A 14,673-nucleotide genomic window follows, 5' to 3' on the forward strand; every position below is an offset into this window, starting at 1 on the left:
GACCTACATGGCCAACCAGATCGCCCTGAACCTTGCGGCGCAGGGCGAGGAAGCAGCAATCGCCGCAACCGCCCAGCACCTGCGGGATTTCTGGGATCCGCGAATGAAATCGGCGATACTTGCGAGCGACGGAAATGGCCTTAACAGCATCGCCAGGGCCGCCGTAGAAATGCTGCGCGCGGTTAATTGACACCGGTTTTCCAATAATAAAATCATAAATAAAATTTATGTCATTAATTTAGATTATATTGCCAATCCGGAACCATATCGCCTGACAGGCGTTTACCCCGAATTGCCGAAGTCGCCGTGAGCAAAGTTCGTCGCAATTCGGGGGCTAACCTCAATGGATGCAAAGCATAACCTGAAGCTGTGGAATGCGTTCGATGGATGCGCGCGGTTTCTGCTGTATCCGGATGGCAAGCTGCTCGGCCTGTGCGATCTCGCACGCGAGGTGGTTGGTGCACAGGCAGGTGTCACCATGCGCGGCGGGATGATCTGGCTGCGCGATGCCCCGCTATGCGAGGCACAACTGGCCGCAGCCCTTGGCGACAAGTCGATCGGCCTCCTGCACCGCCAGGAAGACCGCTTGATCCTTGCCAGCTTCAAGACTTACCAGGCCGGCGAACAGCGCGTGATCGCGTTGATGATGCGGCTCGTGACTACCGATGACAAGCCGGACTTTGCCTGCCTGGGCGAAGCCTTCCACCTCACGCCGACAGAAGAGGCCGTGGCCCTGCAACTGCTGCGCGGATCATCTCCCGCAGAAATCGCGCGGACCGACCACGTTTCGATCAACACCGTGCGCTGCCATATTGCGCACATCTACAGCAAGCTCGAGGCGAGAAATCGCGAAGAGATGTGGGTGAAGTGCGCACCATTTGCAATAAAGTCTCGTTCAAGAAATTTTAATAATAGTACATGTTGATGACGCGAATCGGTTGATACCAACATATCTAACTCCGCAAGCCAGACAATTTACCCGGAAGTTCAATTAACTTCCGGATGCTTTCGGAGTAAATGGACATGCGTCCGCTATTTTGCTCATCTTTTACTTATGTAATAAGTCTTGCCGCCTTTTGGGCAGCACCCGGCACTTCACCTGCCCTCGCACATGGCAACGCTGACGGCGCAGCCCGGGGCGTGCTCATCTACAGCCGTGATGTCCCGAGCCAGCCGGCGCAAATCCGCGGGGAACCTGCGCCACCGGACCAGATCGTCCTGGCAGGCAAGGGCAGCGTCTGGGATTCCGCCGACCCCGCACAGATAATCTCCGACAGCGAGGCCGCCGCAGTCGGGGCGCCGCTCCGCGCGCTGGCTGGCGCGCCGGCCTCGGTGGCAATCTGGTCCGATCCCCGCAGGAGTTCCGAGTTCGAGCGAACTGGCCCGACCGTCAGCGGACAGGCCGCTGCCTTGTCCGGCGGCGGGCTCACTGCACCGCTGCACGGCGCGCTGGGCACGGTTGGCGGCGTCATCGCCGGCGCCATCGGGGCAGCAACCGGCAGCGGAGGCAACTGACATGTCCCCCCGCGCCATCTTCGCCGGCCTCCTTTGCAGCTGCTGCCTGTCACAGGCCGCCATGGCCCAATCGACGGCGGTTCTTTCCGCCACCGACCTGCCCGGCAATGGCCGGGTGGCGGTCAACGTCGCGGCGGGTCACGGCAACCAGGAAGCCAATGTCGCCGTGATTGCCATCGGCGATCACGCCGTCACTCCGACCTCGCTGATCCAGTCTCGCGGAGACGAATCCCCCGCCGGCGGCCCGGTTACGACCCGGATCGAGGACAACACCCTGGCGGGCTCAAGCGGCCTGATCGCGGTCAACGTGGCGGCTGGCAATGACAACCAGCTCGCCAACCTGGCGGTCATCGCCATCGGAATCGAGGCTCCTCCGGCAAGCACGCTCGTGCTCGACCAGGCAAGGGCCTCCCAGCAACCCTCGGGCTCACCCGGCAGCCCCGTCTCCTCCGAAGCCGTCGCAGAACTTGCGGGTACGGCGTTCGCAGGCAGCACGGGGCTCGTCCAGGTGAACCTCGTCGGTGGCGAGCGAAACAGCTCGTCGAATACCTTCGCCCTCACCTTTGCGGGCGAGTGACCCCCTGACCTGAAAGGACTGAAGATGAAGAACCATCTCTTGATTGCAGCGTCGATCCCCGCGCTGCTGGTTGCCGGTAGCGCCTTTGCGCAGGAAGCAGCCATCACTTACGCCAACAACATCGATACCAGCGTGGTCACCGACGTGACCTATACCAAGGACGTTGCCCTGACCGGTACCGTCACGCTGGAAGGCACCATCGATGTCGACAGCTCGGCGGTTGCCGTCAACGATGTCAAGCAGCTCCAGGGTCCGGCGGTGATGAATTACCGCGAGGAAAACGAGCTTAACGGCGAAAACGGCTACGTCGATCCGGTCTTCGGTCCGGGCTGGAGCGAAGCCGGTGCAGACCCGAACGACGATCTGTTCGATGGCGTTCCCGAAGGCCAGATCCGTGCCGGCTTCTTCGCGCCGATCATCAACACGGTGGAAGACGTGACGGTGGACGGCACCGGCAACGTCGGCGTCAACACGGCTGCCGGTTACTACAACATGCAGCTCAACTCGGCCGCCCTTGCGGTGTCCGACAACCTTGACGACGAAGCCGACGGCGGCTGGGCGGAAGCCTCCACCACCGCCCTGCAATCGCTGATCGGCACCGTGCATGCGGCAACCCCGGGCGACGTGCTTGACGAAGACGATCCCGAAGCCGGCGGCGGCAGCAACAACTTCCGCGACCGCAACACGCTGGCGACCTTCGCGGTGACCGGTTCGGGCAATGTCGGGCTGAACGGTGCCGCCGGTGCCTTCAACCAGCAGGCCAACCTGATGACCGTGGCCGTGGCCGACAATTCGACCCTGGCCGAAGCCAATGCCGGACTGATCCAGTTCGCCGCCGGCAACTATGCCGAGCAGCAGGACAGCATCAACCTGGTAACCGGGCTGACGGTCGGCGGATCGGGCAACATCGGCGTCAACATGGCGAGCGGCGTGGGCAACCAGCAGCTCAACGCGCTGACCATCGCTTCCTCGACGGCGACGGCTGGAAACGGCGGCGGAAACGGCGGCGGCAATGGCGGCGGCGATCCGAGCTGATCGGCCACAGCGGTTTGGAGGAAGGCCGCGGCAACGGCCTTCCTCCGGCCACCCACTTTGACAGAACGGTGGAACGGGTAGGATGGCATTTCCCTCTCCCTCAGGCAAGCACGGCAGGATCGGGCGACTGGCCCCGATCGTTGCGATCGCCCTTCTCGGCGGCTGCGCGACCGGGCCTTCTCCTTCGACGCCGGTCTGGCTGGGCCAGATCGCACCCGACGGGCAGACGCACGAAGTCAGGGTCAGCAGCTGGAAAGACCTGAAATTCGTCAACATCGTGCGGCAGCGTACCGATTTCAGCTGCGGTGCCGCCGCGCTCGCGACGATCTTCAACTACGCCTACGACAAGCAGACCAGCGAACAGCAGATCCTGGCCAACATGTTCAAGGTGGCCGATCCGGACGTGGTGCGCGAGAAGGGCTTCTCCCTTCTCGACATGAAGCGCTACGTCGAGGCGGTCGGCATGCGTGCGGAAGGCTACAAGGTGGGCTTCGACGCGCTGCGCGGGCTCAAGGTGCCGGGCATCGTCCTGCTCTCGACCAAGGGCTACAAGCACTTCGTCGTGCTGCGGCGGGTAAGCGGCGACAAGGTCAGCGTCGGCGACCCTGCGCTGGGCAACCGGGTGATCCCCCGCAAGGATTTCGAGCGCGAATGGAACGGCATCGTCTTCGTCGTCACCGGCGAGGGGTTCGATCCCGCAACTGTCCTGCTCAATCCGCCCGAGCCGCTTTCGGCACGCCGCCTGTTTGACCAGCGATCCCCCGTCCAGGACGCCACCCAGTACGATTTCGGGCTGTTGCCTGCCTACAGCTACGTCTTTTGAATCAAGGATTTCGTGTCATGCCCAGATGCTTCCCAGCCAGGCGCAGGATCGGTCTGAAACGCCGGCGGCAATTGTCCGTGATGCTGCTTGCGGTCCTGCCCGTCATCGCCGCAACATCGCCGCCGCCGGACAGTGTTTTCGATACCGGGCTGGGCGCGGCACAGGTGGCAAGCGACAGCGAGCTGGCCGACATGCGCGGCAAGTTCATTTCGGCCGAGAACGTGCGCTTCTTCGGCATCACGCTGCACACGCTCTGGCAATCCGACGATGGCGTGGTCACGGCGGCCCGCCTGGGCTTCAGCATCTGGCTGGGCGAGAACGGGGCTTCAGGGCCGCAGGTCGTGGTCCAGTGGCAGCGCGAAGGCGATCCGGACATGGACGTGGCCGGCTTCGCACCTGGGGCGGACGGAGCCTATGTCGTCGCGCCGACAACCGGCGCCTTCCAGTCCAACGTCATCGCCGGATCGGATAACCAGACCGCCAACCGCATGAGCGTGGCCGTGGTCCCCGCCAGTTCGGTCGCGACCGGCAGCAGCGGCGGCACCTTCACGGGAACGGCGACCGGCACGGCACTCGATGGCGATACCATCACCTTCATTGCCGAGGACGGGCAGTTCGGCCTCGCCATGGTCGATGCCCAGGGCGGCGGCACGGTGCGGCAGGGCATTTCCAGCGATCCCGGCCAGCTCAGCCAGTCGATCCTGCTCAACAGCGATCGCAACGCCGTGGTCAATTCGATGAACGTGACCGTGGGCATCGATCGCGGGCAAATGGTCGATACGGTGAACATCGCCAATTCGCTTTCGGCGATGAAAGGCCACGGTTTCTGATGCGCGGGTGGCTGCACATCGCCCGCCTCACCGCGATCGCTTCGCTGCCCCTTGCCAGCTTCACGACCGCGCCGCAGTCCGCGCGGGCCGCCGCGCCCGATGGGGTCTTCGCGGTGGAGGAAAGCGGACGAATGCCCTGCCCCGCTTTCGTCGCGGCCAAGGCGAAGAACAGTCCCGCCTTCACCCGCGCGATCGGCTTCATCGAAGGCTATATCAGCGCGGCCAACCGCTATGAGGCGAACACCTTCGACCTTTCGCCATGGCATACCGGCCAGGCCTATGGGCTGATCCTCGAACAGCACTGCAAGGCGCACGCCAGCGATACCATCGGCATGGCAGCGCAGCGCCTGGTTGCAGCGCTGCAACCGCTGCGGCTGGCCAGCCCGTCAAAGCTGATCGAGGTAGGCAACGGCAAACACAAGGCTGTCCTCTACGAGGCGATCCTCAAGCGCGCCCAGTCCGCACTGGCCCGCCGCGGCCTCTATCGCGGCGCGGCGAGCGGCACCTTCGATGCCCCGACCCAGAAGGCCTTCGCCGCCTTCCAGTCCGGCGCGTCGCTTCAGCCAACCGGCGTCCCCGATCCGGCGACCCTGTGGAAGCTGCTGAATCCATGAACCCGCGTCCGATCACCCAAGAAGGAGTTGTATGGCATGACACGTACCTACAAGACCCTGACCCTGCTGCTGGCCGCCAGCGCGATGGTTCCCCCTGCCTGCCTGGCGCAGGCGAGCCCCGGCAGCGCGACTGAACCCGCCGGCAGCCTTGCCGCGATCCAGGCCGAGCTGGTCGAAGTAAAGGCACGCGAAGCCGCCGCCCGCGCGCGCGCGGATATGCTGGAGGAGCGGCTGAGCCAGCTTGAAGAGCTGCTCGGCGTGCCCGAAGGCGATCCGGCACTGGCGGAAATGCGCGGTCGCGCCATGCCGCGCATGCGGGCCGAACGCATCGCCGATACGGTGATCCCGCAGCTGGGCTACAGCCTGAGCGACCGTGACCGGACCGGTTATGCCGCAGTGAAGGGCCGAACCGGCCTGCAGGACGCCGCCGAACCGGAGCGCAAGTCCGCCGCCCCCACCGCTGCGGTCGAGGATGTCACCCGCAAGGAGCAGGGCTATTTCGGCAACCGCCTGACCATCGAGCCCGGCCTTACCTATACCCATTTCGACGACGCGCGGATCAACCTCAACGGCTTCCTCGCGCTCGATTCGATCTTCCTTGGCCGAATCTCGATCGACGATGTCAGCGCCGATATCCTCGCCGCCGATCTAACTGCCCGCTACAGCCTGACACCGCGCCTGCAATTCGACGTCAACGTGCCCTTCCTCTATCGCCACTCGACCTTTTCATCGGGCGGCGCCGGCGGCAATTCGGAAGGGGTGAGCGAAATCTCGCGCACCAGCCGCGGGCTTGGCGATGTGAACTTCGGCGCTTCCTATCGCCTGTTGCAGGAATCCGGTCGCCGCCCGGACCTGGTGCTCAACGCCCGCGTCAAGGCGCCCACCGGCAAGCACCCGTTCGGCGTGGAATTGCTGGAAGTGCCGGGCAGCGAAGGCAACCTCACCGTGCCGACCCGGCTTTCCACCGGATCGGGCGTCTGGGGCGCTTCGGTTGGTCTTTCGGCGCTCAAGACGATCGACCCGATGGTGGTCTACGGCAGCGTCAACTACTTCCACAACTTCACCCGCGCATTTACCGACATTGATGAGGCCCCAGGCGACCAGCCCGGCCGGGCGCGACTGGGTTCGGCGATCCAGTTCGGGGCCGGTGTCGCCTTTGCGCTGAACGACCGGTCCAGCCTGAACCTTGGCTACACCCAGCGCCTTGTCCGCCGCACGCGCATCCAGCGTGATGGCGACCTGTGGCGCAATGTGGCGGGCAGTCAGGCGAATGTCGCGCTGATGAACATCGGATCGACCTTCGCGCTCGATGATCGCACGACGATGATCGCCAATGTGGGCATCGGCCTGACCGACGATGCCCCCAACATGATTGTCAGCCTGCGTTTCCCCTTCCGCGCCAACTGAGCGCCGCGGAGGGCCCCCGGAGCGGAGGCGCGTTCGTGTCGCGCGCCCTGCTTCGGGGCAGCTCTCAGTGCCCCCCGTGCTGCGGCGGCGCACTGCCGGAAAAGTCGAAGGCGACCTCGCCCAGGCCGACAAGCGGCTTTCCAGCAGGGTAGCCCTGCAACACCGGCGAGCCGTCATCGTTGCCCACGCCAAAGGTCTCGCCGATTCCGAAGAAGGTCGGAATGGCAAGGCGCAGGACCGGATCGGCGATGGGAAGGTCGCGCCCGTCAAGCTTCATGGCGATGCGATAGTCGCTCTTGCCGTCAGGGCCCGGTGCGCCCTTTGCCAGCGTCATTTCCAGCAGGCGGCTGCCCGGGCCGACTTCGGCATCAGAGATGACGCCCGTTGCCGTGCCGTCCAGATCGTTGAACAGCAGCGCGGGCCTTCCCTGCTTGAGATAAAGGCCCATGCCCCCAAGCTGGCCGCCATAGGCAAAGATCGGTCCGGTCGCCCTGCCCTCGGGCAGGTCCAGCCGCGCGCTCAGCTTGAAGCCCATGGCCGCGACCGGCGGTGCCAGCGCTGATGGCACCGCTGCAACCGGCACGGCATAGCGCCACACGCCTTTGCGCCGAGCGAATTCGGCCTGCACCTTTTTGATCCCGAACCCCATCGAATCGCGGAGATTGAATATCGGGTCGACATTGTAGCGCCTGGCCTGCGCCGCGAACTCGGCTTCCATTTGCTTCACACGCTCGGGATACTTGGCGGCGAGATCGGTGGTCTGGCCCGGATCGTTGACCAGATCGTAAAGCTCCCAAGGCTCGTCAAAGGTATTCGCCGTGTTCCACTCCCAGGTCTTGTAGCGGTGCGTGGTGACGATCGACCATCCGCCCTGCCACAGGCCCTTGTTGCCATAGAGTTCGACATATTGTGCACGGCCATCGCGCGCGGAGCCGGGCCGGCTGAAGCTTCCGGCGAAGCTTTGCCCCTCCATCGGCACCTGCTGCTGGTTGTTGATCACGGGCGACAGCGGGGTCTTCGCGGCATCGAGGATGGTCGGCGCGACATCAGCCACATGGACGAAATCGCTGCGCAGCTCGCCGCGTGCGGCAATGCCTTTCGGCCAGGCGACGATCAGAGGCACCCGTGTACCTCCCTCGTGTGCGGTCTGCTTGAAATAGCGGAACGGGGTGTCACCGGCCACCGCCCAGCCATTGGCATAGTGGGGAAAGGTTTCCGGCCCGCCCCACTTGTCGACCAGCTTGAGGTTGTCTTCAACGGTCACCGGTCTGGGTGAGGTTACCGCCGCCTCGTTGAACAGGCCGTTCATCCCGCCTTCGGCACTGGCCCCATTGTCCGAGGTGACGATCACCATGGTGTTCGCAAGCTCGCCTCGCGCCTCCAGCGCATCGAGCAGCTTGCCGAACTGGGCATCCGCGTGGCTCAGCGCCGCAGCAAAGGTTTCCATCTGGCGGGCATAGAGCTGCCGGGCCTGCGCGCTCAGGCTGTCCCATGCCGGCAGACCTTCGGGACGCGGAGAAAGGCGCGTGCCCTTGGGTACCAGCCCTTGCGCCACCTGGCGCTTGAGGATCTCTTCGCGCACCTTGTCCCAGCCCTGGTCGAACTTGCCGCGATATCGGGCAATCCATTCGGGCGGGGCATGATGCGGCGCATGGGCCGCGCCGGTTGCCCAATACATGAAGAACGGTCGCTGTTCGCGCGCGGCATCGCGCGCGCCGATCATGCCGATCGCCTGGCGGGCGAGATCCTCGCTCAGGTGATAGTCCTCGCCGCCCGGCTTGCGGATCGGCGTGGTGTCGCGAACCAGCACCGGGTTGAAGTTGTCGGCATCGGCAGCAAGGAAGCCATAGAACCGCTCGAAACCCTGCCCGGTCGCCCAGTAGGTGAAGGGGCCGGCGGGAGAGCTCTCTTCGGCGGGCAGATGATCCCACTTGCCAAGCGCATAGGTGGCATAGCCTGCCGCGCGCAGGTTGGCCGCAATCGTGCCTGCATTGGGCGGAATGCGCGCATCGTGCGAAGGCCAGGGCATCGCTGCCGTCGCATGGCCGCCGATGTGCACCGAATGCGGCATACGCCCGGTAAGGAAGGATGCGCGCGCCGCAGAGCAGATCGGCGCAGTGTGATAGTTGGTATAGCGCAGCCCCATGCGGGCAACGCGGTCAATGTTGGGCGTTTCCACCAGTCCGCCGAATGCCCCGACCTGCGCGAAACCGACATCGTCCATCATCCAAACCAGCACGTTGGGCCGGGCGCTCGCCGGCGCCGGAGCAGGTGCGGGTGCGGGTGCGGGTGCGGGTGCGGACTGGTTTGATTGAGCCATGGCCGGACTTGCCAAGATGCCGCCCAGCAACGCCGTGGCAATCGCCAGGTTGGAAATCTTCGCCATCATTCGCCCTCTCCCATGCCGTCGGCCTTGCGGGAGAGACTATCGCCGGAGAATAAATCAGGCAATTGCCTTTTTATTCTGCTGGCCGTCCGGGTGCGAGCAAGGCGGCGGCGGCAGCCGTGAGGGCATCGGCAAAGGCAGTTTCCGCTTCGGCAGCCCCGGCACCGTCGGCCATGCTGATTGCCTCGAGCATCATGGTGCTGACAAGGTCAATACGCCGCCGCGCCGCCGTGGCGCCGCAATGTCCGGAAGATATCGCCAGAAGCAGGCCGGAGGTCCGTTCGGTATGCGGCGTCAGTTCCCTGATCGACTGCCTGAGATGGCCATATCGATCATGCAGCACGGCGCGTAGGAACATGGCGAAACCGCGCTTGCCACGCCTGTCGACCAGATCGAAAGTCGGCCGCCAGAGCACCTCCAGCAAGGCGCGGGGATCGTCGGCTCGTCCCTGCTGCATAACCGAATCCAGCATCGCGCCCCGCGTGCGGTCCAGTTCCGGCAGCCGCCAGCGGAACACCGCATCGATCAGCGCATCCTTGCCGCCGAAATGATAGGAGACGACATTCTTGTTGGCCGAACCCACCGCTGCGGCAATCTGCCGCACCGTGACGCTCTCGATCCCGTCCTGACCGAACAGGGCTTCGGCTGCTTCGACCAGCGCTTGCCGCGTCAATTCGCGCCGCGGATCGAGCCGGGTTCTGGTCACCTTGTGCAAACTGTCACTCCACGCAGGCACCCCGCACGTTGCGGGGTCTGCCGATGTGGCAAGCCGCATCCCGTGCCGTCAAGCCGCGCGTCAGACCGTGGTAACCGTCGCCACCATGTTCTTGCCGCCGGACTGTTCCGTCCAGAACGCGGCGCCGCCCTCTGCCGGTTCACCGCAGACGTCGAGGCGGGTGCCGGCGAAGGCTGGAACCTGACCACGGAAGTCGAAGGTGGCAAGCGGCTTGCCCAGGCTCTTGACCGCAAGGTCCGCCAGCAAGGTCGCCTGCAGCGGTCCGTGGACGACCAGTGCCGGATAGGCTTCCTCGTCCATGGCATAGGGCAGGTCGTAATGGATGCGATGGCCGTTCATCGTCAGCGCCGAATAGCGAAACAGCAGGACCGTGTCGGGCATGACCGAAGCCTGCCAGGGCGCGCTCGGCACCGGGCCTTCAGCCGCGGGGGTCTTGAGCGCACCGGGAGGTGTCTCGCCCTTGTAGACCAGGTCCTGTTCCTCGACGATGGCAAGGCCGCTTTCGCCCGAAAGGCGGTGCTCGACCGTCACGAAGACGAGGTCGCCGCTCTTGCCGCTCTTGGCGGTCACGCTTTTGATCGTGGAAAGCTTGGTAACCCGCTCACCGATCAGCAGCGGCTTTTCGAACCTGAGCCGCCCGCCGGCCCACATACGGCGCGGCAGCGGCACCGGCGGAAGGAAACCGCCCTTGGCCGGATGCCCGTCGGGGCCAAGCCCGGCCGGCGGCTGGACGTTCCAGAAGTGGAGCCAATGGTGCAGCAGCGGCATTTCCGAACCTTCCGCCAGACCAGAAGGCTGGCCCAGCGCCGAAAGCAGGGCATTGCAGCGCGCGGCGTCGATCCGGTCGAACAGTTCCTCGCTGCGGCCGATCCAGGCGGAAAAATCTTCGCTCATGCTTGGTGCCTTTCGCTGTGCGGGCCAAACCCGTTTTTCCCGCCTTGATGGATAATGCATTATTTGGCAAGAGGCACGCATGAGCAGCAAGCCCCTCGCCGGAAAGCGCGTCATCGAACTTGGAACGATGATCGCGGCCCCCTTCGCCACGCACATCCTCAGCCAGCTTGGCGCAGAAGTGATCAAGGTGGAGCCGCCCAGCGGCGACACGACCCGCGCCCTGATCCGCGGTGGCCCATCGGGCACGATCGTGGCCTACAGCCATTCGAAGAAGGCCATCTGCCTCGACCTGACCACGGACGGCGGCAAGGAAATCTTCCGCAAGCTCGTCGCCACCGCGGACGTGGTGATCCACAACCTCGCCCCCGCTGCCGCACGCAAGCTTGGCGTCACTGCGGATGACTGCATGGCGGTCAACCCCGCCCTGATTCACGTGCACGTCAAGGGCTACACGCACGGCCCGCAGGCGGATGACCTGATGACCAACCCGATTGCCGAAGCGGCAACCGGCGCCATGGACGATCACCGCATCGATGGCCGCCCGACCCGCTTCGGGCCGAGCTATCATGACCAGTTCGCCGGCACCTATGCCGTCATCCGCGTGCTCAGCACCATGCTCGATCCCAATGCATCGCAAGCCGACCGGCGGATCGAGATCGGACTTTACGAAACCGGGCTTCACCTTGCTGCGCGCGATCTGGCCGGCATGCAGCTCAAGACCCAGCTCCTCGGCCGCCTCGAAAAGGAAGGCGGCGGCGAGTTTTCGATGCCGGGCTATGGCTCGTACCTCACCAGCGACGGCCGCTGGATCTACCTGCTGATCCTGACGGACGCCCACTGGGCGAAGCTGACCCGTGCGCTTGCCATGCCCGAAGACGGGGATCCCGAACTGCTCAAGCTGCGCGACCGCAAGAAGGCGCGCGACCGCGTGGAAGAAGCAGTCAGCAAGGCGATCGGCGCGCTGACCTATGACGAGGCCGAGGCCAAGCTGCGCGCGGCCGGGCTGGGCTTCAACGAGGTCATGCCGCTTGAACGCGTGCTGGAAAAGCCGCAGGCGCGCCAGCCCGGCAAGCTGCGCGATCTCGATTTCCGCGGCCTGCATTTCGAGGTGCCCGAATTCCCCGGTGCGCGCGAAGTGGCGGAAAACCTGCCCCCGCCCGAACTGGGCGAGCACACGGCGCAATTGCTGGCGGAACTCGGCTATTCGGCCGATGCCGCAGCCGGCTTGCTCGCTTCGGGCGCAGCCCGTACGGCGCAGGAAGGCGATTTTGCCTGGGCGCCGGTGCGCGACAAGTCCTGAGCGGAAGGATCGGCGATGCAGTTCAAGACCAAAGAAGAACAGGTCGCCGATTACCTGCGCGAAGGTATCATTTCGGGCCGCTTCCCGCGTGGTGCGCGGCTCAAGCAGCAGGAAATCGCCACCCTGCTGAACACCTCGATAACCCCGGTGCGCGAAGCGCTGAAGCTGCTTGAGGCCGAAGGCTATGTCGCGGGCGACAGCTTCAAGGGAGCGGTCGTCGCCCCTTTCGACATCGAGGCGTCGAGCGAAGTCCTGGCGCTGCGCATCTTGCTTGAAACGCAACTGGTCAAAGGTGCGGTGGAGAATGCCTCGGCCGCCGACATCGCCGAGATGAAGGTGCTGGCCGCCGAATTCGCCGAGGCCTTCGCAGCGGGCGACAACGAGCGCGCCAGGGCGGCAAACTACCGTTTTCACAACCGTTTGTTCGAAGCTGCGCGGATGCCGCAGACGCTGCATTTCGTGCAGATCCTCTGGGCGCGCTATCCCTTTGACCTGATCAACCGCCTCAAGGGCCGGGTCAGCCGCGCCGCCGAGGAACACGATGACATGCTCGCCGCGATCATCGCGCGTGACACTGCCGCCGCCATGCTCGCCACCCGCCAGCACGTCGAAGCCGGGTGGCAGGAACTGCGCGCCGCGATGGAGCGGGAAAAGGCCGGAAAGGAAGCAAGCAAGCGATGAAGAAGACCCTGTTCCTGGTGATGGACATGATGAATGACCTTGTCGATCCGGAAGGCTTCAGCAAGGCGACATACGGCGTACAGGTGGCCGAACGCGGCGTTCTGGCGAATACGGCGTCAGCCATCGCCGCGGCCCGCAAGGCCGGTGCAAAGGTGGGCTACGTCCGCGTTGGCTTTTCCGCCGATTACCGCGAGTGCCCGCCCGCCTCGCCGATCTTCTCCGGCGCGCGCAACAACGGCATCTTCAAGCTTGGCACCTGGGGGACCGAGGTTCACCCCGCGATCGCCCCGCAGGAGGGCGATTTCGACGTGGTCAAGCATCGCGTCAGCCCGTTCTACGCCACCTCGCTCGAAGCGATCCTGCGCGCCAACGGAATCGAGCGCATCGTCATGTGCGGCGTTTCGACCAATGGTGTCGTCCATTCCGGCGCGCGCGAGGCGCATGACCGGGACTACGAGGTGGTGATCCTGGAAGACTGCTGCGCCGGGGTTACGGCGGACGAGCACATGCACGCCATCGCCTGCCTTGGCCGCTACGCCACTATCGTCAAGGCATCCGAATACGACTGGACGGCCTGACGGCAACGCCATCGCGTTGTCGGCGCGGCTGTCGCTTGACGTCGATCCAGATAATGCATTATCCACAATCTGACAGAATCGAGGACCAATTCCATGAGCACCAATGAAAAGGACGTCGGCGCGGCGCCGGCAGAGGGCAAGATCACCCCTGAAGCAATCAAGGCAGCCGAAAACATGATCGGCATGCAGCTGCGCCCCGAAGGGCCGTACCTGCAGGACGCCACCGCTGACACCATGCGCAACTGGTGCAATGGCATCGGCGATCTCAACCCGCTTTACCGCGATGAAGAGCATGGCCGCCTGTCGCGCTATGGCTCGATCGTCGCGCACCCGAACTTCCCGATGGCCTTCGGCTGGGTCGGCCGCACGCGCTGGGGCCTGCCGGGCGTGCACGGCTTCTACGCCGGCAACGACTGGGAATTCTTCCGCCACATCCGCCCCGGCGACCGCATCACCGCGATCGAACGCGTGGTCGGCATCGACGTGAAGGAATCCAAGTTCTCGGGCACCCTGGTGATCCAGTATGTGGAAGCCAGCTATGCCAACCAGAACGGCGACCTCGTTGCCCGCGCGCTGGGCACCTGCACCCGCCACGAGCGCAAGGCAGCCCGCGAGGCCGGCAAGTATTCCGAGATCAAGACGCACGAATACTCGGCGGAAGATTTCGCCAAGATCGACAACGCGATCCTGATGGAAGAAAAGAACATCCGCGGCAACAACGTGCGCTACTGGGACGAAGTGCAGGAAGGCGAAGAACTGCCGGAAATCGTCCGCGGCCCGCTCTCCCTCATGGACACGATGGGCTTCCTCGTCGGGTCGGGCCGTGGCCACACCCACGGCGTGATCTTCAAGAACGCCGTGAAGCACCCCGGCCACTTCTTCCGTAACCCGGAAGCCGGCGGCGGCATCGAATACACCGGCATCGGCCACCACCGCGAATCGACCGCGAAGGAAGTGGGCGTTCCCGGCGTTTACGATTACGGCCCACAGCGTTCGTCGTGGATGGCCAGCCTCGTCACCAACTGGATGGGCGATGCCGGCTTCCTGAAGCGCGTGCGCACCCAGATGCGCGGCTTCAACATCATGGGTGACTGCACCTGGGCGCGCGGCAAGGTGACCCGCAAGTACGTCAAGGACGGCAACGCCCTGGTCGACATCGAGATCCGCGGTGAAAACCAGCGCGGCGAACTGACCACGCCGGGCCTCGCCACGGTGCTGCTGCCCAGCCTCAACCCGCAGCACAACGTGTTCTTCGATGGCCGCAACTGCGACCTCGAACTGCCGGTGGTCCGCTGAA

The 14,673-nt window shown here is 64.6% G+C and carries 16 protein-coding genes; 13 read left to right on the top strand and 3 right to left on the bottom strand.

Annotated elements, in window-relative coordinates; all coding sequences use genetic code 11:
- Positions 1-7: 7 nt before the first annotated feature.
- The 9 genes from C0V78_RS08905 (at position 8) to C0V78_RS08945 (ending at position 6,801) form a co-directional block, all read left to right on the top strand.
- Entirely contained in the window at positions 8-190 is a 183-nt protein-coding gene (locus tag C0V78_RS08905; RefSeq protein WP_101798281.1) for a formate dehydrogenase subunit delta, read from the top strand.
- A gap of 153 nt (positions 191-343) precedes the next feature.
- Entirely contained in the window at positions 344-925 is a 582-nt protein-coding gene (locus C0V78_RS08910) for a helix-turn-helix transcriptional regulator (protein ID WP_101797390.1), read from the top strand.
- Positions 926-1,140: 215 nt separating this feature from the next.
- Positions 1,141-1,515 carry a hypothetical protein gene (locus C0V78_RS08915; protein ID WP_101797391.1) on the top strand — a complete coding sequence of 125 codons (375 nt, stop codon included), beginning with the start codon at positions 1,141-1,143 and terminating at the stop codon, positions 1,513-1,515.
- A gap of 1 nt (position 1,516) precedes the next feature.
- A complete protein-coding gene (locus C0V78_RS08920; protein ID WP_144039862.1) occupies positions 1,517-2,092 on the top strand; it encodes a hypothetical protein in 576 nt (191 codons plus the stop codon).
- Between the two features lie 24 nt (positions 2,093-2,116).
- Positions 2,117-3,127 (top strand): hypothetical protein, encoded by a 1,011-nt coding sequence (locus tag C0V78_RS08925; RefSeq protein WP_101797393.1) that lies wholly within the window; start codon positions 2,117-2,119, stop codon positions 3,125-3,127.
- 82 nt (positions 3,128-3,209) lie between these two features.
- Positions 3,210-3,950: a C39 family peptidase gene (locus tag C0V78_RS08930; protein WP_101797394.1), complete on the top strand. Its 741-nt coding sequence runs from the start codon at positions 3,210-3,212 to the stop codon at positions 3,948-3,950.
- Between the two features lie 77 nt (positions 3,951-4,027).
- Complete coding sequence (locus C0V78_RS08935; protein WP_144039863.1) at positions 4,028-4,780, top strand: hypothetical protein; 753 nt, start codon at positions 4,028-4,030, stop codon at positions 4,778-4,780.
- Positions 4,780-5,394, top strand: a complete 615-nt coding sequence (locus C0V78_RS08940) for a peptidoglycan-binding protein (protein ID WP_101797396.1) — start codon at positions 4,780-4,782, stop codon at positions 5,392-5,394. Before C0V78_RS08935 ends, C0V78_RS08940 begins: the two co-directional genes overlap by 1 nt.
- A gap of 36 nt (positions 5,395-5,430) precedes the next feature.
- Positions 5,431-6,801 carry a transporter gene (locus C0V78_RS08945; RefSeq protein ID WP_144039864.1) on the top strand — a complete coding sequence of 457 codons (1,371 nt, stop codon included), beginning with the start codon at positions 5,431-5,433 and terminating at the stop codon, positions 6,799-6,801.
- Between the two features lie 64 nt (positions 6,802-6,865).
- On the opposite strand, the gene C0V78_RS08950 is transcribed toward C0V78_RS08945, so the two are convergent.
- From C0V78_RS08950 to C0V78_RS08960, 3 genes are all read right to left on the bottom strand, one after another.
- Complete coding sequence (locus C0V78_RS08950) at positions 6,866-9,190, bottom strand: arylsulfatase (RefSeq protein ID WP_101797398.1); 2,325 nt, start codon at positions 9,188-9,190, stop codon at positions 6,866-6,868.
- Between the two features lie 70 nt (positions 9,191-9,260).
- Positions 9,261-9,893, bottom strand: a complete 633-nt coding sequence (locus C0V78_RS08955) for a TetR/AcrR family transcriptional regulator (RefSeq protein ID WP_158241518.1) — start codon at positions 9,891-9,893, stop codon at positions 9,261-9,263.
- A gap of 90 nt (positions 9,894-9,983) precedes the next feature.
- The gene (locus C0V78_RS08960) at positions 9,984-10,817 is read right to left on the bottom strand and encodes a MaoC family dehydratase N-terminal domain-containing protein (protein WP_158241519.1); all 834 of its coding nucleotides are present in this window, start codon (positions 10,815-10,817) and stop codon (positions 9,984-9,986) included.
- A gap of 79 nt (positions 10,818-10,896) precedes the next feature.
- Here C0V78_RS08960 and C0V78_RS08965 point away from each other — a divergent pair, with 79 nt between their 5' ends.
- From C0V78_RS08965 to C0V78_RS08980, 4 genes are all read left to right on the top strand, one after another.
- Positions 10,897-12,117, top strand: coding sequence for a CaiB/BaiF CoA-transferase family protein (locus C0V78_RS08965; protein ID WP_101797400.1), 1,221 nt, complete (start codon positions 10,897-10,899; stop codon positions 12,115-12,117).
- Between the two features lie 15 nt (positions 12,118-12,132).
- Positions 12,133-12,798: a GntR family transcriptional regulator gene (locus C0V78_RS08970; protein WP_101797401.1), complete on the top strand. Its 666-nt coding sequence runs from the start codon at positions 12,133-12,135 to the stop codon at positions 12,796-12,798.
- Positions 12,795-13,376 (top strand): cysteine hydrolase family protein, encoded by a 582-nt coding sequence (locus C0V78_RS08975; RefSeq protein WP_101797402.1) that lies wholly within the window; start codon positions 12,795-12,797, stop codon positions 13,374-13,376. The genes C0V78_RS08970 and C0V78_RS08975 overlap by 4 nt, the downstream gene beginning before the upstream one ends.
- A gap of 93 nt (positions 13,377-13,469) precedes the next feature.
- Complete coding sequence (locus tag C0V78_RS08980) at positions 13,470-14,672, top strand: MaoC family dehydratase N-terminal domain-containing protein (RefSeq protein ID WP_101797403.1); 1,203 nt, start codon at positions 13,470-13,472, stop codon at positions 14,670-14,672.
- Position 14,673 lies beyond the last annotated feature (1 nt).

Source organism: Novosphingobium sp. TH158 (assembly GCF_002855555.1).
In the GTDB taxonomy this organism is placed as follows: domain Bacteria; phylum Pseudomonadota; class Alphaproteobacteria; order Sphingomonadales; family Sphingomonadaceae; genus Novosphingobium.

Bases quoted from the DNA above. Each gene is read 5' to 3' on its own strand.
- C0V78_RS08950 (WP_101797398.1), bottom strand. From the start codon at position 9,190: ATGATGGCGAAGATTTCCAACCTGGCGATTGCCACGGCGTTGCTGGGC.
- C0V78_RS08945 (WP_144039864.1), top strand. From the start codon at position 5,431: ATGACACGTACCTACAAGACCCTGACCCTGCTGCTGGCCGCCAGCGCG.
- C0V78_RS08960 (WP_158241519.1), bottom strand. From the start codon at position 10,817: ATGAGCGAAGATTTTTCCGCCTGGATCGGCCGCAGCGAGGAACTGTTC.
- C0V78_RS08965 (WP_101797400.1), top strand. From the start codon at position 10,897: ATGAGCAGCAAGCCCCTCGCCGGAAAGCGCGTCATCGAACTTGGAACG.
- C0V78_RS08905 (WP_101798281.1), top strand. From the start codon at position 8: ATGGCCAACCAGATCGCCCTGAACCTTGCGGCGCAGGGCGAGGAAGCA.
- C0V78_RS08940 (WP_101797396.1), top strand. From the start codon at position 4,780: ATGCGCGGGTGGCTGCACATCGCCCGCCTCACCGCGATCGCTTCGCTG.
- C0V78_RS08980 (WP_101797403.1), top strand. From the start codon at position 13,470: ATGAGCACCAATGAAAAGGACGTCGGCGCGGCGCCGGCAGAGGGCAAG.
- C0V78_RS08930 (WP_101797394.1), top strand. From the start codon at position 3,210: ATGGCATTTCCCTCTCCCTCAGGCAAGCACGGCAGGATCGGGCGACTG.
- C0V78_RS08920 (WP_144039862.1), top strand. From the start codon at position 1,517: ATGTCCCCCCGCGCCATCTTCGCCGGCCTCCTTTGCAGCTGCTGCCTG.
- C0V78_RS08925 (WP_101797393.1), top strand. From the start codon at position 2,117: ATGAAGAACCATCTCTTGATTGCAGCGTCGATCCCCGCGCTGCTGGTT.
- C0V78_RS08910 (WP_101797390.1), top strand. From the start codon at position 344: ATGGATGCAAAGCATAACCTGAAGCTGTGGAATGCGTTCGATGGATGC.
- C0V78_RS08975 (WP_101797402.1), top strand. From the start codon at position 12,795: ATGAAGAAGACCCTGTTCCTGGTGATGGACATGATGAATGACCTTGTC.
- C0V78_RS08970 (WP_101797401.1), top strand. From the start codon at position 12,133: ATGCAGTTCAAGACCAAAGAAGAACAGGTCGCCGATTACCTGCGCGAA.